17 protein-coding genes are annotated in these 17,954 nt (G+C 69.3%); 12 read left to right on the top strand and 5 right to left on the bottom strand.

The window, feature by feature from the left end; genetic code table 11:
* Positions 1–4 precede the first annotated feature (4 nt).
* On the bottom strand, positions 5–808 hold the full coding sequence (locus AB0I34_RS35245; RefSeq protein WP_360453751.1) for a lysophospholipid acyltransferase family protein: 804 nt from the start codon (positions 806–808) through the stop codon (positions 5–7).
* A gap of 148 nt (positions 809–956) precedes the next feature.
* Between AB0I34_RS35245 and AB0I34_RS35240 the strand changes: the two genes are divergently transcribed.
* The 9 genes from AB0I34_RS35240 (at position 957) to AB0I34_RS35200 (ending at position 12,984) form a co-directional block, all read left to right on the top strand.
* The gene (locus AB0I34_RS35240; RefSeq protein WP_360453748.1) at positions 957–3,218 is read left to right on the top strand and encodes a M64 family metallopeptidase; all 2,262 of its coding nucleotides are present in this window, start codon (positions 957–959) and stop codon (positions 3,216–3,218) included.
* 100 nt (positions 3,219–3,318) lie between these two features.
* Positions 3,319–3,819, top strand: a complete 501-nt coding sequence (locus AB0I34_RS35235; protein ID WP_360453745.1) for a DUF1772 domain-containing protein — start codon at positions 3,319–3,321, stop codon at positions 3,817–3,819.
* A gap of 110 nt (positions 3,820–3,929) precedes the next feature.
* Entirely contained in the window at positions 3,930–4,757 is an 828-nt protein-coding gene (locus tag AB0I34_RS35230; RefSeq protein ID WP_360453742.1) for a TIGR03936 family radical SAM-associated protein, read from the top strand.
* Positions 4,758–4,905: 148 nt separating this feature from the next.
* Positions 4,906–8,169, top strand: coding sequence for an Rne/Rng family ribonuclease (locus tag AB0I34_RS35225; protein ID WP_360453739.1), 3,264 nt, complete (start codon positions 4,906–4,908; stop codon positions 8,167–8,169).
* Between the two features lie 137 nt (positions 8,170–8,306).
* A complete protein-coding gene (gene rplU, locus AB0I34_RS35220) occupies positions 8,307–8,624 on the top strand; it encodes a 50S ribosomal protein L21 (RefSeq protein ID WP_131349790.1) in 318 nt (105 codons plus the stop codon).
* A gap of 12 nt (positions 8,625–8,636) precedes the next feature.
* A complete protein-coding gene (rpmA, locus tag AB0I34_RS35215; protein ID WP_132405181.1) occupies positions 8,637–8,897 on the top strand; it encodes a 50S ribosomal protein L27 in 261 nt (86 codons plus the stop codon).
* 119 nt (positions 8,898–9,016) lie between these two features.
* Positions 9,017–10,600 (top strand): GTPase ObgE, encoded by a 1,584-nt coding sequence (gene obgE, locus AB0I34_RS35210; RefSeq protein ID WP_360453736.1) that lies wholly within the window; start codon positions 9,017–9,019, stop codon positions 10,598–10,600.
* Between the two features lie 4 nt (positions 10,601–10,604).
* Positions 10,605–11,717, top strand: coding sequence for a glutamate 5-kinase (proB, locus tag AB0I34_RS35205; protein ID WP_360453733.1), 1,113 nt, complete (start codon positions 10,605–10,607; stop codon positions 11,715–11,717).
* Between the two features lie 22 nt (positions 11,718–11,739).
* Entirely contained in the window at positions 11,740–12,984 is a 1,245-nt protein-coding gene (locus AB0I34_RS35200) for a glutamate-5-semialdehyde dehydrogenase (RefSeq protein ID WP_360453728.1), read from the top strand.
* On the opposite strand, the gene AB0I34_RS35195 is transcribed toward AB0I34_RS35200, so the two are convergent.
* Both AB0I34_RS35195 and AB0I34_RS35190 read right to left on the bottom strand, forming a co-directional pair.
* Positions 12,956–13,588, bottom strand: coding sequence for a 4'-phosphopantetheinyl transferase superfamily protein (locus AB0I34_RS35195; RefSeq protein ID WP_360453725.1), 633 nt, complete (start codon positions 13,586–13,588; stop codon positions 12,956–12,958). The genes AB0I34_RS35200 and AB0I34_RS35195 overlap by 29 nt on opposite strands.
* The gene (locus AB0I34_RS35190) at positions 13,585–14,163 is read right to left on the bottom strand and encodes a PadR family transcriptional regulator (RefSeq protein WP_360453722.1); all 579 of its coding nucleotides are present in this window, start codon (positions 14,161–14,163) and stop codon (positions 13,585–13,587) included. The genes AB0I34_RS35195 and AB0I34_RS35190 overlap by 4 nt, the downstream gene beginning before the upstream one ends.
* A gap of 66 nt (positions 14,164–14,229) precedes the next feature.
* On the opposite strand from AB0I34_RS35190, the gene AB0I34_RS35185 reads away from it, so the two are divergent.
* Complete coding sequence (locus AB0I34_RS35185) at positions 14,230–15,117, top strand: alpha/beta hydrolase (RefSeq protein ID WP_360453719.1); 888 nt, start codon at positions 14,230–14,232, stop codon at positions 15,115–15,117.
* On the opposite strand, the gene AB0I34_RS35180 is transcribed toward AB0I34_RS35185, so the two are convergent.
* Positions 15,104–15,991 (bottom strand): winged helix-turn-helix transcriptional regulator, encoded by an 888-nt coding sequence (locus tag AB0I34_RS35180; RefSeq protein ID WP_360453716.1) that lies wholly within the window; start codon positions 15,989–15,991, stop codon positions 15,104–15,106. The two genes, AB0I34_RS35185 and AB0I34_RS35180, sit on opposite strands and share 14 nt — an antisense overlap.
* A gap of 68 nt (positions 15,992–16,059) precedes the next feature.
* On the opposite strand from AB0I34_RS35180, the gene AB0I34_RS35175 reads away from it, so the two are divergent.
* On the top strand, positions 16,060–17,259 hold the full coding sequence (locus tag AB0I34_RS35175; protein ID WP_360453713.1) for an MFS transporter: 1,200 nt from the start codon (positions 16,060–16,062) through the stop codon (positions 17,257–17,259).
* Here AB0I34_RS35175 and AB0I34_RS35170 read toward each other — a convergent pair.
* Positions 17,192–17,641 (bottom strand): Lrp/AsnC family transcriptional regulator, encoded by a 450-nt coding sequence (locus AB0I34_RS35170; RefSeq protein ID WP_131349810.1) that lies wholly within the window; start codon positions 17,639–17,641, stop codon positions 17,192–17,194. The two genes, AB0I34_RS35175 and AB0I34_RS35170, sit on opposite strands and share 68 nt — an antisense overlap.
* Positions 17,642–17,788: 147 nt before the next feature.
* Here AB0I34_RS35170 and AB0I34_RS35165 point away from each other — a divergent pair, with 147 nt between their 5' ends.
* Positions 17,789–17,917: a hypothetical protein gene (locus AB0I34_RS35165; RefSeq protein WP_360453709.1), complete on the top strand. Its 129-nt coding sequence runs from the start codon at positions 17,789–17,791 to the stop codon at positions 17,915–17,917.
* Positions 17,918–17,954 lie beyond the last annotated feature (37 nt).

Raw genomic sequence — 17,954 nt, 5'->3', positions numbered from 1 at the left:
CGGATCAGGTGTCCGACTTGCGGACCTTCTTCGGTGCGCCGGTGGTCGCGCGGCCCTCCAGTTGCTTGGCCTTGGTGGCGTACATGTCGAGGTACTCCTGGCCGGACAACTCCATGATCTTGTACATGATCTCGTCGGTGACCGCGCGCAGGATCAGCCGGTCGCTCTCCATCCCCTCGTAGCGGGAGAAGTCCAGCGGATGGCCGAACTTGACCGTGGGGGAGGCGAACGAGGCGACCACCTTGCCGGGCGGGGCGACCACGTCGGTGCCGATCACGCCGCACGGAATGACCGGGACCTTGGCCTCCAGCGCCAGCCTGGCGACGCCGGTGCGGCCCTTGTACAGCCGGCCGTCGTGGGAGCGGGTGCCCTCCGGATAGATGCCGAACAACTCGCCGCGCTCGAGCACCTTCATCCCGGCCCGCATCGCGCCCTCGGACGCGGACCCGCCGGACCGGTCGATCGGCACCTGGCCGGTGCCCTTGAAGAAGCCGCGCTGGAACCGGCCCTTGATCCCGGCGCCGGTGAAGTAGTCGGACTTCGCCACGAAGGTGACCCGCCGGCGCAGCACCAGCGGCATGAAGATCCAGTCGGAGTACGAGAGGTGGTTGCTGGCGATGATCGCCGGACCGAGGTCCGGGATGTTCTCGGCGCCGACGACGATCGGCCGGAAGATCCGCCTGACCGGCGGACCGACCAGCACGTTCTTCAGCACCCAGTAGATGCCCTTGCCGTCACCGTCACCGGCGTCGACCGCGTGTGATCCGCGGTCCGGCTCGGACCGCGGCGCCTGCGCCGGTTCCGTCATCGATGTCCTTTCCTCACAGTTCCCCGACCCCTCATGATGCCGCACCGCGGCCCGGTTGGCCCGCAAGTCGCCGCGCGGGAACTCCTGACACGGATCGCCGCCGCTTCGTAAGCTGCTGACGGCAGTGTCGCCCACACTGGGAGGGGTCATGCGGACCAGACGATTCGTGGCAGTTCTCGGGGTGGTCGCGGCGGTGTTCGCGGGCCTGCCGACGGCGGCCGGAGCCAGTACGACGGAGGCCTCGGCGACCGTCGTCCCGATCCAGGTCACTGGTCCGGCGGCGTCCCGGTTCAACCTGGTGGTGATGGGCGACGGCTACACCGCCGCCGAGCTGCCGAAGTTTCGCGAGCAGGTGGACAAGCACCTCAACATCCTGTGGAGCATCGAGCCGTTCAAGTCGTACCGCGACTACTTCAACGTGTACGCCGTCGAGATCACCTCGCCCGAGAGCGGCGTCGACTGCGACCCGGACCTCACCTCACCGCAGGTCGACACCCCACTGCAGATGGGCTTCTGGGGCGGCTGCAACCCGGGCAGCGTCCAGCGCCTGCTCACCGTCGACTCCGGCGCCGCGACCCAGTACGCCGACCTGGTCCCCGGCACGACCGGCGCCAACCGCCAGATCCTTGCTATCGGCAACAGTGCCACGTACGGCGGCGCCGGTGGCGCCTACGCGACCGCGTCCGGCGGCAACGCGCTCTCCGCACTGATCACCCCGCACGAGCTCGGTCACTCGCTCGGTGGCCTCCAGGACGAGTACGACTACTACGCCCGCGGTGAGCGTGGAGCGCCGTACGAAGGGCCGGAGCCGTCCTCGATCCACCACACCTTGCTGACCGAGCAGCAGATGCGGGACCAGCAGAAGAAGTGGTATCGCTGGCTCGGTGAGCCGTCAGAGTCCGGCGGCACGATCGGCCGGTACGAGGGCGGCATGTACGCCGGGTCCGGGGTCTGGCGACCCAGCAGGCACTCGATGATGAAGGCACTCGGCTACTACTTCGACCAGGTCTCCCGGGAGCGGATGACGCAGCGGATCTCGTCCCGGACCAACCTCTTCCAGGACAGCACGCCGGTCGGTCAGGTGGCCGGTGACCAGGTCGTCTGGCTGCAGACCCTGCACCCGCTGAGCCACGAGCTCGACGTCACCTGGACCTTGGACGGTACGGCGCTCCCGACCGCGAACGCCCGTGCCGTCGACCTCGCGGCCCTCGACCTCACGCCCGGTCAGCACACGCTGACCGCGAAGGTCGTCGACCCCACCGAGTACATCCGGGATCCCGCCGTACGACCGACTTCGACCCGCTCCTGGACCGTGAACACCACGATGACGGCGTCCCCGGCGGCGGAGCCGGTGATGTTCACCGGGTCGACGTCGACCGAGCATCCGGTGAGCGCCGACGAGGTGGTGTACGCCGAGACGACACAGTCTTCGACCGAGCAGCCGTCGATCACGTGGCGGCTCGACGGTGCGCCGGTCGCCAACCCGGGCAATGACCGGGACTTCGACCTCGAGCTGCTCCACCTGACCGGGCGGCACACGCTGACCGCGAGCGTCGGCGACCAGACGCTGACCTGGTCGGTCGACGGGGTCGAGCCGGTGGTGAAGTCCACGCTGTCGAAGCCGTTGCTGACCGTGCAGAAGGCGACCGGGCCGGAGTACATCTACAACGACGCGTTCACCATGAGTCTCGCCGCGACGGACGACAGCGCCGGGTACGTCGTTCCTGAGTTCCGGGTCGACGGGGACGGTTGGTACAACCACTTCGGCTGGCCGACGGACGCGTCCGCGCCGTTCCGGTTCACCGCCGAGGGGACGGAGATCGACCAGCTCGTCTACGGCAAGCTCGGGATGCCGCGGGTGGTGCCGTGGGACGACGTACCGCCCGGGTTCGGCCGGCACCAGGTCGAGTACCGCGCCATCGATGCCACCGGCAACATCGGGACCCCGCGCCGGTTCGCGGTCACGCTCCTTCGACCTGCACCGGCCTGCACGTCGACCGTGACCGGAGTCCACAACGGTCCACTGGTGGTGGGATCCGGCGTCACCTGCCTGGTCGATGCCACGATCGACGGCCCGGTGCTGGTCCGGTCAGGCGCTTCGTTGGTTGCCACCGGCACTCGCATCGTGGGTCCGGTCCGGGCCGACAGGGCGGCCGATCTCCAGGTGCTGCGGAGCACGGTGGCCGGACCGGTGACCGCCGACGGCGTTACCCGGAGCGTGGTCGCGGTCGGGTCCTCGGTCAACGGGCCGGTATCCGTGACCGGGGGACGTACGACGGAGGCCGCCGTACTGGCTGGGAACACGGTCAACGGGCCGCTGAGTTGCTCGGGGAACGCGCCGGCTCCGGTGAATCTGCAGGCGCCCAACCAGGTCTCGGGGCCGCGTTCCGGGCAGTGCGCGCGGTTGTGAGTTGCGCGGACATGGACGTGAGATTCGCTGACATGTCCGTGGGCTGCGCGGTGCCATAGCTTTCCGGTGCGGGGCCTTCCCGCCGTACTGGAGGAGTGAGATGAACGGACTGCGGGTGGCGGCGCTGATGGCGGCCACGATCACCACCGGGCTGATGGCGGGCGTGTACGCGATCTACTCGAACGCCTTCATGCCCGGCCTGGCCACGACCGACGACAAGACCTTCGCCGGCGCGTTCCAGGCGGTCGACCGGGCCATCCTCAACCCGGTCTTCCTGCTCCTCGGGTTCGTCGGCTCGGCGGTGTTCACGCTGCTGGCCGGTCTGCTCAGCCTGAAGGAGCCGGCGCTGCCGTGGCTCGCGGTGGCCTTCGCCCTCAACCTGATCACGATCATCGTGACGATCGCGGTCAACGTCCCGCTCAACGACGCCCTCAAGGCGGCCGGCGACCCGGCCACCATCGACGTCGCCGCCGCCCGCGCAGCCTTCGACGAGGCCCGGTGGCGCGCCTTCAATCTGCTACGCACCGTGCTGATGCTCGTCTCCTTCGGCCTCCTCGGCTGGGCCCTCTACCTCACCGGCAAGTCCGCCGCCCAGCCCTAACCCGGAAAGCGCATTCCCTGGTGTTCCCTGGCGGGTTATTTCACCGCTGACCGGTTCTAACCCGTCAGTGGTGAAACAACCTGCCATCGGATCCTGAGAGGATGGCGGGCGTGGCACCTGTTCAAGCTCCGCCGTCGCAGCAACTTCCCGCGGTCCAGAAACTGCGGGTCCGGTTCGCCAAGCGCGGGCGGCTGCGATTCACCTCACACCGCGACTTCCAGCGGGCGTTCGAGCGCGCCGTCCGCCGCGCCGAGCTCCCGGTGGCGTTCTCACACGGCTTCAGCCCGCACCCGAAGATCTCGTACGCCGGTGCCGCGCCGACCGGAGCCGCGTCCGAGGCGGAGTACCTGGAGATCTCGCTCACACACGAGCGGGACGCCGAACAGGTCCGGGCCGCGCTGGACGAGGCGCTGCCGCCCGGGCTCGACGTACTCGAGGTGGTTGTCGCCGGCCCCGGGCCGCTGGCCGAGCGGCTGGAGGCGAGCGAGTGGCGGATCGCGTTGCCTGGGGTGGATCCCGAGGTAGCCGCCGCGGCGGTGGAGGCGTTCCTGGCCCGAGAGGAAATTCTGGTCGAGCGCATGACCAAACGGGGTCTTCGCTCGTTCGACTGTCGGGGTGCCGTTCTGCGACTCACCGTCGCGCACGAACCGGCGCCGGTTGCGACGTGTGCGATACTGCAAGTGGTGTTACGGCACGGAACCCCGGCCGTGAGACCCGACGACGTTCTCGCCGGCGTGCTAGAGGTAGCGACGCTCCCGGTGACGGGCCCGGCTCTTCTGACCAGGCTCGCCCAGGGCCCGCTCATCGCGGCCACCGGCACGGTGGACGACCCGCTCGCTCGTGACCGCGACGCCACCCAGGCGACCGCGACCGGCCAGGTAGGTCCCCACCAGACGCATCCAGCGGAGGGCGACGCCGCCGCTCCCTCTGTGCCCTGAGCGCGGGCGGAGCGGATCCAGCAGGCTTCCGCCGCGCCGGCACCGACGAGTGCCGCACGGCGAACCGTGACCGCCTTTCGGAGTGGCTGCGCCGGACCCGTGACAGGGTCGCAGGCTGCGCCGGAAGGCTTGAGGAGACCCGTACCGCATGCTCGACAACGAGCCGACTACCGAGGCAGCCGAGACGGCTGCCACCGCCCAGCAGCCCAGCACCGGCCGGACCGCGAAGAAGGCTGCCGCGAAGAAGACGACCACCCGCAAGCGCACGGCCAAGACGGCCGCCGCCGAGGTGGTTCCCACCCAGTCCGACGGCGAGACCGCCGACCCGGCTCCGGTGAAGAAGACGGCTGCCAAGAAGGCTGTCGCCAAGAAGACCCCGGTGAAGAAGGCCGCGGCCAAGACGGCCGCGAAGAAGACCACCGCCAAGCGCCCGGCGAAGAAGACCGCCGCCCAGGACACGTTCCCGGAGCTGAGCGAGAACACCGCGCCCGACACGACCACCGCCGACGCGGGCCCGGTCGTGGAGAACGCCGCGGCGCCGGCGAAGAAGACCACCCGGAAGCGCACCTCGAGGAAGGCTGCCGCGACCGACCTGACCAGCACGGATTCGCCGGTCACAGACGGCCCTGTCGCCGACGCCGTGGACCCGTCCGGAGCCGCGGCCGACGCCGCGCCGGCCTCGACCCGGTCGTCTCGCCGCCGCGGTGCCAAGACCACGACCACCACCGCGACCACCGCCTCCGACGAGGCGCCCAGCACGATCTTCCCGAAGGCTGAGGAAGAGGCCGAGACCCCGGCTGAGGAGCCGACCACGCGTCGGACCCGCCGGCGTGCTCCGGCCGCTGCGGCAGTGCTGTTCCAGGCGCCCACCGACGTACCGGCTCAGGCTCCCGCGCAGGCCGCGGCGACCAGCCCGGTCGAGGCGACAGCCAAGACGACCCCTGAGACCACTCCGGAGACTGCCAAGACGGCTCCGGAGACTGCCAAGGCCACCTCGGAGGCCGCGGAGGCGACTCCGGAGCCGGGTGCCGACGAGCAGCCGACGACCACGCGGCGCCGCCGCAGCCGTCGCGGTCGTGACGCGGAGGCCCGTGAGGCCACCGCCGAAGAGACCAGCACCGAGCAGACCGCTGTTCCGGTGGACAAGGCAGCCGAGGACGAGTCCGCGGACGCCCAGCCGGAGTCGGACGCGCAGTCCGAGGACGGCGAGGAAGGTGGCGAGGGCACGCGTCGCCGCCGTCGTCGCCGCGGTGGCCGTCGCCGCCGCAAGTCCGGTGACGCCGATGGCGCCGAGGACAGCTCGGACGAGCAGTCCGACGACGACGAGCAGGACGAGCCGGAGGCCGAGTCCGGCTCCGACGACGAGCAGGACGCTTCCGCCGACGGCGATGAGGAAGGCTCGGGCAGTTCGTCCCGGCGCCGTCGTCGCCGTCGCCGCCGCAAGGGCGAGGAGGGCGCCACGTCGCCCGACGACCCCGACGAGACCGTCGTCCGGGTGCGCGAGCCGCGCAGCAAGAACACCGCGAACGAGATCACCGCGGTCGAGGGCTCGACCCGGCTGGAGGCGAAGAAGCAGCGTCGCCGCGAGGGCCGGGCGGCCGGCCGCCGCCGCGCGCCGATCGTCACCGAGGCCGAGTTCCTGGCCCGGCGTGAGTCGGTCGAGCGGACCATGGTGATCCGCGCCCGGGGTGACCTGACCCAGATCGCCGTCTCCGAGGACAACGTCCTGGTCGAGCACTACGTCGCCCAGGAGGAGCAGGTCTCGCTGATCGGCAACGTGTACCTCGGCCGGGTGCAGAACGTGCTGCCCAGCATGGAGGCCGCGTTCATCGACATCGGCAAGGGCCGCAACGCCGTCCTGTACGCCGGTGAGGTCGACTGGGCCACGCTCGGCGGGGCCAATGGCCCGCGCAAGATCGAGCAGGTGCTCAAGTCCGGCCAGGCGGTCCTGGTCCAGGTGACCAAGGATCCGATCGGTCACAAGGGCGCCCGGCTGACCAACCAAATCAGCCTGCCCGGCCGGTACGTCGTCTACGTACCGCGTGGCGGCAACGGCGGCATCAGCCGCAAACTGCCCGACACCGAGCGGAACCGCCTGAAGACCATCCTCAAGGACATCGTCCCCGACGAGGCGGGCGTGATCGTCCGGACCGCGGCCGAGGGCGCGTCCGAGGAGGAGCTGACCGCCGACGTCAGCCGCCTGCAGAAGTACTGGAACGACATCGACAAGAAGTCGAAGAACGGCCAGGCCCCGCAGCTGCTGCACGGTGAACCGGACCTGCTGATCCGGGTCGTCCGCGACCTGTTCACCGAGGACTTCACCAAGCTGGTGATCTCCGGTGACGACGCCTACGACCAGGTGCGCGAGTATGTCTCCGACGTCGCCCCGCATCTGGCCGACCGGGTGGAGAAGTGGACCGGCGACGGCGACGTCTTCTCGAACTTCCGGATCGACGAGCAGATCAAGAAGGCGCTGGACCGCAAGGTGTGGCTGCCGTCCGGTGGTTCGCTGATCATCGACCGGACCGAGGCGATGACGGTCGTCGACGTGAACACCGGCAAGTTCACCGGCTCCGGCGGCAACCTCGAGGAGACCGTCACCAAGAACAACCTGGAGGCGGCCGAGGAGATCGTCCGGCAGCTCCGGCTCCGCGACATCGGCGGCATCATCGTGATCGACTTCATCGACATGGTGCTGGAGTCGAACCGCGACCTGGTGCTGCGCCGACTGGTCGAGTGCCTGGGCCGCGACCGGACCAAGCACCAGGTGGCCGAGGTCACCTCGCTCGGCCTGGTCCAGATGACCCGCAAGCGGATCGGCACCGGTCTGCTCGAGGCGTTCAGCGAGAACTGTGACCACTGCGGTGGCCGCGGCCTGATCCTGCACGACGAGCCGAAGGAGTCCCGTCGCCGGGACAGCCGCAACGGCAACGGCCAGGACAACAAGCCCGCGGCCGCGCAGACTGACGACGGTGGCCGCAAGAGCTCGCGCCGCAGGCGGGGCAAGGGCCGTGCCGAGGACGAGCAGCCGGCCGAGGACACCTCGCAGCACAACGCCGACGCCGCCCAGCGACTGGCCCAGATCGCCGCTGCGTCAGCGCTCGACGCGAAGAAGGACAACGAGGCCGGTACGACGGAGACTCCGACTGGCTACCCGGCCTCCGGGGCAAACGACGTACCGGTGAGTCCGGAGGCGACCGGATTCCCGACCGAGACGGCTGAGTCGACCACGACGGTGGGCGCCGAGGCGGCTTCGGCTGAGGCGGCTCCGGCCGAGGTTGCGAAGAACGGGAGCAGCAGGCGCCGGCGGAGCAGCCGGGGCCGTGGCAAGGCGGCGACCGAGGGTGATGCTGGTAACACCGAGGCCGGTGCGACCAACGACGCCACGGAGCTCGTCTCCACGGGGAGCTGACCCGGTTTGACCCGTCTGTGAGCCGACCCGTAAACTTGGGCGTCGGCGCGCGTTCAGCGTGCCATGTTTGTGTGGGCCGCTAGAGGTCTGTGCAGGCCCCCGTAAGTTTTCCGAACCAGCAGAGAGTGAGATCCACGGTGTACGCGATCGTGCGCAGTGGCGGCACCCAGCAGAAGGTCGCCGTCGGCGATGTCATCGAGATCGACAGCCTGACGGACGAGGTGGGCGACACCGTGTCCCTCCCGGCGGTCATGGTCGTTGACGGCGACACCGTGACGACCGATGCCGCGGCGCTGGCCAAGGTGGCCGTTTCGGCCGAGGTCCTGGGTCGTACCAAGGGTCCCAAGATCCACATCCTCAAGTACAAGAACAAGACCGGTTACCGCAAGCGCCAGGGGCACCGTCAGCACTACACCCAGGTCAAGGTCACCGCGATCGACGCTAAGAAGAAGTGAGCTGATCCAGAGATGGCACACAAAAAGGGAGCGGCGTCGACCCGCAACGGTCGCGACTCCAACGCGCAGCGCCTCGGTGTGAAGCGGTACGGCGGTCAGCTGGTCAACGCCGGCGAGATCATCGTCCGCCAGCGGGGCACGCACTTCCACCCGGGCAACCTGGTCGGCCGTGGCGGCGACGACACGCTGTTCGCGCTGGCCGAGGGCAAGGTGGAGTTCGGCACCCGGCGCGGTCGCCGCGTCGTCAACATCGTCCCGGCCCCGGCGGAGTAACACCGCCACCCGGACGTTTCACGAGCTCTGAGAAGGGCGGGTCGCGGAATACCGCGGACCCGCCCTTCTGCTGTGTAAGAGAACCTTGCAGTAGAAGAACCAACAGGAAGTAGACACCGATGGCGATTCCCAGCTTTGTCGACCGGGTCACGGTGCATGTCACCGCGGGCCGCGGCGGAAACGGCTGCGCCTCGGTGCACCGGGAGAAGTTCAAGCCCCTCGGCGGTCCGGACGGCGGCAACGGCGGCGACGGCGGCAGCGTGATCCTGCGCGTCGACCAGGACGTGACCACGCTGGTCGACTACCACCGCTCCAGCCACCGCACCGCGACGAACGGTGCCCAGGGCAAGGGTGACCACCAGGCCGGCAGCAACGGCGGCGACGTGGTCCTCGGCGTTCCCGACGGCACGGTCATCAGTACCGCGGACGGCGTCGTGCTCGCGGATCTCGTCGGGACCGGTGCGGAGTTCGTCGCGGCGCAGGGTGGCAAGGGTGGTCTCGGCAACGCGGCACTCGCCAGCAGCGCCCGCAAGGCGCCCGGTTTCGCGCTCCTCGGTGAGGACGGCGAGGAGCGGACGCTCGTCCTCGAGCTCAAGGTGGTCGCGGACATCGGCCTGGTCGGGTTCCCGAGCGCAGGCAAGTCGTCGCTGGTCGCGTCGATCAGCCGGGCCCGGCCGAAGATCGCCGACTACCCGTTCACCACCCTGATCCCGAACCTGGGGGTCGTCGTCGCGGGCGACACGACGTTCACCGTGGCCGACGTACCCGGGCTGATCGAGGGTGCGAGCGAGGGCCGCGGACTCGGCCACGACTTCCTGCGGCACGTGGAGCGGTGTGCGGCGCTCGTGCACGTCATCGACTGTGCGACGTACGAGCCTGGCCGGGACCCGCTGAGTGACCTGGACACGATCGAGGCGGAGCTGCAGGCGCACGGCGGCCTGGAGGACCGGCCGCGACTCGTTGCCCTGAACAAGATCGACGTACCGGACGCCCGCGAGATCGCGGAGATGGTGCAGGCCGAGCTGGAGCAGCGCGGGCTGCGGGTGTTCCCGATCTCGACCGCTTCGCACGAGGGTCTCGAAGCCCTGAAGTTCGCGATGGCGGAGATCGTCATGCGGCGGCGTGCCGAGGAGGAGAAGCCCGACACCACGCGGATCGTGATTCGGCCGCAGGTCCAGGGCGGGCCCGAGTTCAAGGTGAAGAAGTTGCCGGACGACGGCGGCTGGCTGGTGCAGGGCGAGAAGCCCGAGCGCTGGGTCAAGCAGACCGACTTCGCGAACGCGGAGGCGACCGGCTACCTGGCCGACCGGCTGAACCGGCTCGGGGTGGAGAAGGAACTGCTGGAGCGCGGCGCGATGGAGGGCGACGCGGTCGTCATCGGCGACGGGCCGAACGCGATCGTGTTCGACTTCGCGCCCGAGGTCCAGGCCGGCGCGGAGATCCTGGCCCGGCGCGGCGAGGACCACCGGCTGGAGGAGCCGCGTCCCGCGGTCCAACGGCGGCGGACGAAGGACACCGAGTACCACGCCCACCGGGCGGGGGAGTCGACGTCCGACCTGTCGGAGTACGGCGCGGGCTGGGTCGAGGACGAGGTGGACCTGTCTCCGGCCGAGTCCAAACGAGCAGCTGAAGCTGCGGCGAAGCTGGCGCGCAAGGAAGCGCGCGAGCTCGAACTGCAGAAGGAACTCGACCAGAACGGTTGATTTCATGAAGGAACGCGCGGAGGCCGTCGAGGCCACGCGGATCGTCGTGAAGGTCGGCTCGTCGTCGCTGACCCAGCGCGGCAAGATCGACCTCGAACGGCTCCGGCTGCTCGTCGACGCCATCGCGGCGCGACGGGTGGAGGGGACCGAGGTCGTGCTCGTCTCGTCCGGCGCGATCGCCGCCGGCCTGGCCCCGATGGGCCTGCGGTCGCGACCGCGTGACCTGGCGACGCAGCAAGCGGCCGCATCGGTCGGGCAGGGGCTGCTGATGGCCCGCTACAGCGACGCTTTCGCGGCGCATGGTCTGCGGGTCGGCCAGGTGCTGCTCACGGTCGACGACGTGACCCGGCGGAGCCACTACCGCAACGCCTACCGGACGTTCGCGCGGTTGCTCGAGCTGGGCGTCGTACCGATCGTCAACGAGAACGACACAGTCGCCACCACGGAGATCCGGTTCGGCGACAACGACCGGCTCGCCGCGCTGACCAGTCACCTCGTGCACGCCAATCTGCTGCTTCTGTTGTCCGACGTCGACGGGTTGTACGACGGGGATCCGCGCAAGCCGGGGACGTCGATGGTCACCGACGTTCGTGGTCCCGCTGATCTGGCCCCGTTGCGGATCGGTCGTACCGGGTCGTCGAGTGTGGGCACCGGTGGCATGCAGACGAAGGTCGAGGCGGCCGCGATCGCCACGGAGGCAGGGATTCCAGTCGTCCTCACGTCTGCCGGTCGCGTTGGGGAGGCGCTGAAGGGTCTGCCCGTCGGAACCCTCTTCCACCCCACCGGCCGTCGTCGCAAGACCCGTCTGCTCTGGCTCGCCCACGCCACCTCGGGTCAGGGCCGGCTCCACCTGGACGAGGGCGCCGTACGGGCAGTGACAGAGCGCCGTACGTCGCTCCTGCCGGCCGGCATCTCGAAGGTCGAAGGCACGTTCTCGGCCGGCGATCCGGTCGACCTCGTGTCGCCGTCCGGGGCGGTCATTGCGCGCGGCCTGGTCAACTACGACGCCAGCGAACTCCCTGACCTGCTGGGCCGATCGACGCGCGACCTCGCGCGCGAACTCGGAGCGGCGTACGAACGCGAGGTCGTCCACCGAGACGACCTGGTCCTGCTGTGAACCGATCGACCTAGGATGAACCATGAGCGAGATCATCGAGCTGGCCAGGCGGGCGCGGGAAGCGTCGTACGCGTTGGCCGAGGCTTCGCGGGCGACGAAGGATGCGGCGTTGCACGCAATGGCGGCGGCGTTGCGGGCGAACACGGACGCGATCGTCGCGGCGAACGCGAAGGACGTCGCGTCGGCCCGTGAGGCTGGTACGCCGGAGTCCACGGTGGATCGGCTGGCGCTGGACCCGAGCCGGGTGGACGCGATGGCCGCGGGGCTGGAGCAGCTTGCCGGACTGACCGACCCGGTCGGTGAGGTCGTCCGCGGCTACACGCTGCCGAACGGGTTGGAGCTTCGCCAGGTCCGCGTGCCGTTCGGCGTCGTCGGGATCATCTACGAGGCGCGCCCGAACGTGACCGCCGACGCGGCCGGCATCTGCCTCAAGTCGGGCAATGCGGTCCTGCTGCGCGGTTCGTCCTCGGCCGCCGCGTCCAACGACGCGATCATCGCCGTACTGCGATCCGCCGCCGCCTCGGCCGGATTACCCGCGGACGTGGTCCAGGGTGTGCCGACTGAGCGCGCCGCGGTGAAGGAGCTCATGCAGGCGCGTGGGCTGGTCGACGTACTGATTCCGCGCGGTGGCGCCGGCCTGATCCAGACCGTGGTCAGCGAGTCGACCGTGCCGGTGATCGAGACCGGAGTCGGCAACTGCCACGTCTATGTGGACGCCGACGCCGACCTCGACCTGGCGCTGACGATCCTGCTCAACGCGAAGACTCAGCGTCCGAGTGTCTGCAACGCGGCCGAATCCCTGCTGGTGCACTCGGCAGTGGCCCCGGACTTCCTGGCGCAAGCCCTGCCTGCGCTGGCCGAAGCGGGCGTGACCGTGCACGGCGATCCCGCTGTAGTTGCTGCGGGCAAGGATGTTGTCGCGGCGACGGAGGAGGACTTCGGCGCGGAGTACAACTCGCTCGACCTGTCCGCCGCGGTGGTCGACTCGCTCGAGTCCGCGGTGCAGCACATCCGTCGCTACAGCTCCGGTCACACCGATGCGATCATCACGCGTTCGCAGGCCGCCGCGCGCCGGTTCGTGCAGGCCGTCGACTCGGCCGCGGTCGTGGTCAACGCCAGCACGCGGTTCACCGACGGCGGCGAGTTCGGCTTCGGCGCCGAGATCGGCATCTCCACCCAGAAGCTGCACGCCCGCGGCCCGATGGCTCTGCCCGAGATGACCTCGACCAAGTACGTCGTCACCGGTGACGGTCAGATCCGAACCTGAACGTCCTCACGACGGGCGGCTCGGCGGACACCACCGCCAGAGCCGCCACATGGTCGGGATCAACGTCCAGCTCCTGGAGCTGGATTCCCGCTGTGATCTTGCGTGGCTTGGCGGGCAATCCCTCGCCGGTCGCCTTCACCGCAGCCTCCCTCCGCGTCCAGTACGTGAGGAATGCGTGCACCTTCTCGCGTCCGTCGACGCCGTTCAGTTCCTGAATCTCCTCAGGGGTCAACGCCACCTGCGCGAGCCCGTCGACGTCCAGGTGCGGGTCGACCTTCTCCACATCGATCCCGACTGGCCGGTCACCGATCGCAACACCGACCAGGTCGCCGGCGTGGGTGACGGACAGCTCGACGCCGTCGGCACGCACCTTTCCGTGCGGCTTACCGCAGCGCGGGCAGGTGCGGTCCAGCCGGATATTTGCTGCAGACAACGAGAACCGTGCCGCGAGCAACCGCCGTACCATCGTGCACCCGAGCAGGAACCGGGCCCGTGCGTCGGTCTGTGTGTACGCCGCCAGCCGCTCCCGCTCGACCTCGTCCAGATCTGTGGCGAACTCGTCGCGGGCCTGGTCGATCCGGGCCCACCAGACGTCGACCGTCATGCCGGTCCGGGTGTCCAGGTCAGGCTCCCGCTGCGCAGGTCCTCGAGGATCCCGTCGATCCATTCCGCCTCGGCCAGCGTGACGGCCCGCTGGTACTCGGTCTCGAGCAGCGCGAACCGGGGTATCGGCGCGCCCTCGACCTCCAGGGTCAGCTCGGCGTCGAGCTCCGCCACATGCTTGGTCAGGTGGTCCCGCCGTTGCGCCAGCAGCTCGCCGGCGGTCTCCGGCGGCACCAGCATCACGAACGACAGTCCCGCCGGGAACTCGGGGAACTCGTTGCGCGGCGTGGTCAGGATCTCGGCCAGCCACTCCCGGCAGGCTGTCCGCCCGTCCTCGGTGAGGTGGTAGACGGTCCGCTCGGGATAGCGCTCGTCCCGCTCGGTCGCGCCGGCCGTGATCAGGCCGGCGTCCTCCAGCCGGACGATCATCCGGTAGAGGCTGGTGCGTTGGCCGACGTTGACGACCTGGTCCTTGCCCCATTGCTTGATCAGCCGCTGGATCCCGTACGGGTGCAGTGGGCCGTTCTCCAGCAGGCCGAGGATCGCGAGCGCGAGGGGGGAGCGTCGGAAGGTCACGCCGTCAGCTTACGGGGTCAGAGATACTAGTTGCAATGAAACTAGAGAATATGTGACTATCGAGTCATGAGAACAGCAGAACTGACCCAGGGTGCGGTCGAGTCCCGCGACGGCACCGAGATCGGCTACTGGAAGACCGGGCAGGGGCCGGCGGTCGTCGTACTGCACGGCAGCATGGAGTCCGCCCGTAGTCACACGTTGCTCGCCGAGGCGTTGGCCGGCGACTTCACCGTCTACCTCCCGGATCGCCGCGGACGTGGATTGTCCGGTCCGCATCGGCCGGACCACACCGTGCGTACCGAGGTCGAGGATCTTGAGGCGGTCCTGACCGCGGCGGGTGCCGAGTTCGCCTTTGGTGTCAGCGCCGGCGGCGCCGTTGTGCTGGAGGCGGCGCGCACGCTGCCGGGCCTGCAGAAGGTCGCATTGTATGAGCCTGCGATTGTCGACAATCCCACGCCGCATCGGGAGTGGCTGATCCGCTTCGATCGAGAGGTTGCTGAGGGCAATCTCGCCGGTGCGATGGTGACGAGCATGTACGGGTTGCAGTTGGCGCCGGCGTTCCTGAAGGTCGTGCCGCGGCGGCTGATGACGCGGATCACCGAGAAGATGTTGGTCAAGGACGAGCGGCAGGCTGGGGCGGACGCCATCACGATGCGCAGGCTCGCGCCGACCATTCACTACGAGGGCGCGCTGATCGCCGAGGTGGCTGGGACGTTCGAGGCGTTCCGCGAGGTGTCGGCGGACGTGCTGCTGATGGGTGGCAGCAAGGGTCTCGCGGCGTTGAAGCCTTGGCGGGACACGCTGGAGAAGGTTCTTCCACACTGCCGGCGGGTCGAGTTCGACGGCCTCGACCATGGTGGGTCCAGTGACCCGGGTAGGATCAATCCAGGCGGCAGTGCTCAGGCGGTCGGTCGCGTGGCCGACGAGCTGAAGACGTTCTTCAAGCGGTCTTGAAGGCCCAATCGACGGCGTCGGCGATGTCCGTCACCGGGTACCGCGCGGCTGTCACCACGCGGTCGGCTCCGATCACGAGTACGACGCGCTTGAGTCGCTCGTACCCGCCCGCGCGGAAGGTCGGCAGCCGCAGGGCCGCGGTCAATTCCAGCTCCAGGTCGGACAGCAGAACGTGCGAGATCTCCTCGGTCTTGGCGAACGCCTGCTGTTCGTCGGTGCGCTGGGTGCTGACTCCGCGCACCGCGATTCCCTTGGCGACGAATTCGTCGTACCGGGCGGCGAAGAGGCGGTTCTCCAGCGTGCAGCCGTTCGCACCGGCGATATCGCCCCAGCCTTCCGGCAACGGAGTCGGCCGACCGGTCGCCGGGTAGCCGAACAGCACAGTCGCGCGGGCGTCCGCGTCCACCACGTCGATCGTCGTGCCGCTGACGGACGGCAGAGCGATCTCGGGGACGTGCCGGCCCACCAGCTCGTGGACCCGGTGCGCGGGCGGCTCGTCGGCGTCGTTCGTGCCGGTGAGCGAACCGTCCCCGAGCAGCCAGCGGTCACCCCAGTCCTGCAGAGCAACCAGCACGGGCAGCAGTGCGCGGCCGCGCGGGGTGAGGCGGTAGGCGTAGCGCGTCGGGCGATCCTGGTACGCCGTTCGCTCGACGATCCCGCTCTCGAGCAGGCCGGTGAGCCGCTCGGTCAGGACCTTACGGGAGATGTGCAGCGAGTCGGCGAGTTGGTCGAAGCGGTCGAGGCCGCGAGCGAGGTCGCGCACGATCAGCAGTTCCCAGCCGTCGCCGATCACACCGAGGGACTGTGCGATCGCACAGTCAGGCTCGGGGGAGAAGCTGCTCCGCCGCACGTCGACCCCCAATCCGGTTGCCACCACGCTAGCTGGCCGACTAAGTTCCCGTTAGGAACTCATTCTACCTGTGCTCTAGCTGGGGGGGCAGCATGTACTGGCGTCGGATCGCTGAGCTGCCGGCGTGGCTCAAGGCGGTGATGGTCGGGCAACTGGTCAGCGCGGCGGGCGCGCTGGCGTGGATCTACCTGACGCTGTATCTGGTTGAGGATCGCGGCATGTCCGCGCAGCAGGCTGGCTTCGCCGCGGCGGCGTACGGCGTGGGGTTGCTCGGAGGCAATCTGGGCGGTGGCTGGTTCGGGGACCGCTTCGGCCTCCGCCGGGCCGCGGTGGGCAGCCAGCTGGCCTGGTCGGTCTGTTGCCTGGCCATGCGGTTCGTGCCAGGCGGGCTGCTGATCGTCGTCGGAATGCTGGCCGGCCTCTTCGGCGGGGCGGGCCGGCCCAACATGAGTGCGTTGGTAGCGACCGCGCTTCCGGCTGAGCGTCGGCGCGAGGGGATCGCGTTGTCGCGGACGGCGAGCAACGCCGGGTTCACGATCGGGCCTCCGCTGGGAGGGTTGCTGGCGGCGTACAACTTCTCGCTGGTGTTCGTGATCGACGCCGTCACCAGTCTGGTGCTGGCGGCGGTCATCTGGCGTTGGGTGCCCCAGGCGTCGCGTGCTGGTTCGGCTGTCGCTCGTGGACTTTGGCGGGTCCTGCTTCGGGACAGGCAGGTGCTGATTCTGCTGGCGGCGATTGTCGTCATCGACACCGTGTACCGGCAGCTGTTCGCCACCATGCCGCTGCTGCTCCGGGACGCTGGTACGCCGGCAGTCGCCTACGGACTGCTGATCGGCTTGAGCTCTGCCGTCATCGTGTGCTGCGAGGCGCCGCTCGCCGTACGTCTTCGCGCGCATCGATCGACTCGGGTGATCGCAGTCGGCTTCGCGCTCGTAGGTCTGGGGCTGGCGGTGCTGGGCGTCTGGCCGGCGCTGGTCGGGGCGACGGTTGCGATGGTGGTCATCACGGCGGGGGAGATGCTCTACAAGCCGACTGCCACGGCTCACGTCGCCGATGCGGCTCCGGAAGGCATGGTCGGGCGCTACTCCAGCCTGTACGCCGCCGCGTCCATCAGTGGCATGTTCTTGGCGCCCGCTCTCGGTGGTGCGGCCTATCAGCACGTTCCCGACCTGCTCTACCCGGTGGCGGCGGCGCTTGCCTTCGGTGCGGCCGTCGTACTGCTGCTCACTCGGGCAGCGGCGCGGGACGCCCTTCCCATCGGGTCGACAGCACGACAGTCGTCCGGGTCCTGACTACGCCGTTCACCCGGCGCAGCGTGCCCACGACCGCCTCGAGGTGGGTGACATCGGCGACCCGGACCTTCACCACCAGCTCCTGATCGCCGGCGACGAACCAGCAGTCCTCGACCGCCTCGATCTCCCGGACCTGGTCGACGATGTCGTCGGTCTCCACGTCGTCGCGCTGGAACAGCCCGATCAGCGCGCTCGTCCCGAGCCCGACGTGTTCAGGCGCGACCACGGCGCGATACCCGAGCAGTACGCCGCGTTCCTCCAATCGCCGGACCCGTTCCTGCACGCTCGGGCCGGACAGTCCGACCACGCGGCCCAGCTCGGCCCAGCTGGACCGGCCGTTCAGGCGGAGTGCCTCGATCAGCTGCCGATCGATCGCGTCCATGGCGCGAACCTCCCGTTTACCGCAGATTCGTAGGCACATCACTCGATCTGCCTTTAATTCGTTTGTGTGAGCGTAACTCACGCCGTACAATTTGAAGTGTCGAGGCCAGCCCGCCACGATCCCGCCTTACAACCCTGTGAAGGAATCATGATCACCCCCGAAGTTGCCCGTGCCCACATCGACGAGCGCCAGCGTGCCGCCGCGCAGGCTCGGCGTGCGCACGCCGTACCGTCCCCATGGCGCCGGCTGCTGACCCGTCACATCCGCCACAGCTGACGTCCTCCGCGCGACCGGCCGGCCCATGAGGCCACCG

It is taken from the genome of Kribbella sp. NPDC050281 (genome assembly GCF_040655855.1).
In the GTDB taxonomy this organism is placed as follows: Bacteria; Actinomycetota; Actinomycetes; order Propionibacteriales; family Kribbellaceae; genus Kribbella.
The sequence above is the reverse complement of the archived record's forward strand: the minus strand, read 5'-3'. Positions and strand labels throughout refer to the sequence as shown.

Bases quoted from the DNA above. Each gene is read 5' to 3' on its own strand.
- AB0I34_RS35245 (WP_360453751.1), bottom strand. From the start codon at position 808: ATGACGGAACCGGCGCAGGCGCCGCGGTCCGAGCCGGACCGCGGATCA.
- AB0I34_RS35240 (WP_360453748.1), top strand. From the start codon at position 957: ATGCGGACCAGACGATTCGTGGCAGTTCTCGGGGTGGTCGCGGCGGTG.
- AB0I34_RS35235 (WP_360453745.1), top strand. From the start codon at position 3,319: ATGAACGGACTGCGGGTGGCGGCGCTGATGGCGGCCACGATCACCACC.
- AB0I34_RS35225 (WP_360453739.1), top strand. From the start codon at position 4,906: ATGCTCGACAACGAGCCGACTACCGAGGCAGCCGAGACGGCTGCCACC.
- rpmA (WP_132405181.1), top strand. From the start codon at position 8,637: ATGGCACACAAAAAGGGAGCGGCGTCGACCCGCAACGGTCGCGACTCC.
- obgE (WP_360453736.1), top strand. From the start codon at position 9,017: ATGGCGATTCCCAGCTTTGTCGACCGGGTCACGGTGCATGTCACCGCG.
- proB (WP_360453733.1), top strand. From the start codon at position 10,605: ATGAAGGAACGCGCGGAGGCCGTCGAGGCCACGCGGATCGTCGTGAAG.
- AB0I34_RS35200 (WP_360453728.1), top strand. From the start codon at position 11,740: ATGAGCGAGATCATCGAGCTGGCCAGGCGGGCGCGGGAAGCGTCGTAC.
- AB0I34_RS35195 (WP_360453725.1), bottom strand. From the start codon at position 13,588: ATGACGGTCGACGTCTGGTGGGCCCGGATCGACCAGGCCCGCGACGAG.
- AB0I34_RS35185 (WP_360453719.1), top strand. From the start codon at position 14,230: ATGAGAACAGCAGAACTGACCCAGGGTGCGGTCGAGTCCCGCGACGGC.
- AB0I34_RS35175 (WP_360453713.1), top strand. From the start codon at position 16,060: ATGTACTGGCGTCGGATCGCTGAGCTGCCGGCGTGGCTCAAGGCGGTG.
- AB0I34_RS35170 (WP_131349810.1), bottom strand. From the start codon at position 17,641: ATGGACGCGATCGATCGGCAGCTGATCGAGGCACTCCGCCTGAACGGC.
- AB0I34_RS35165 (WP_360453709.1), top strand. From the start codon at position 17,789: ATGATCACCCCCGAAGTTGCCCGTGCCCACATCGACGAGCGCCAGCGT.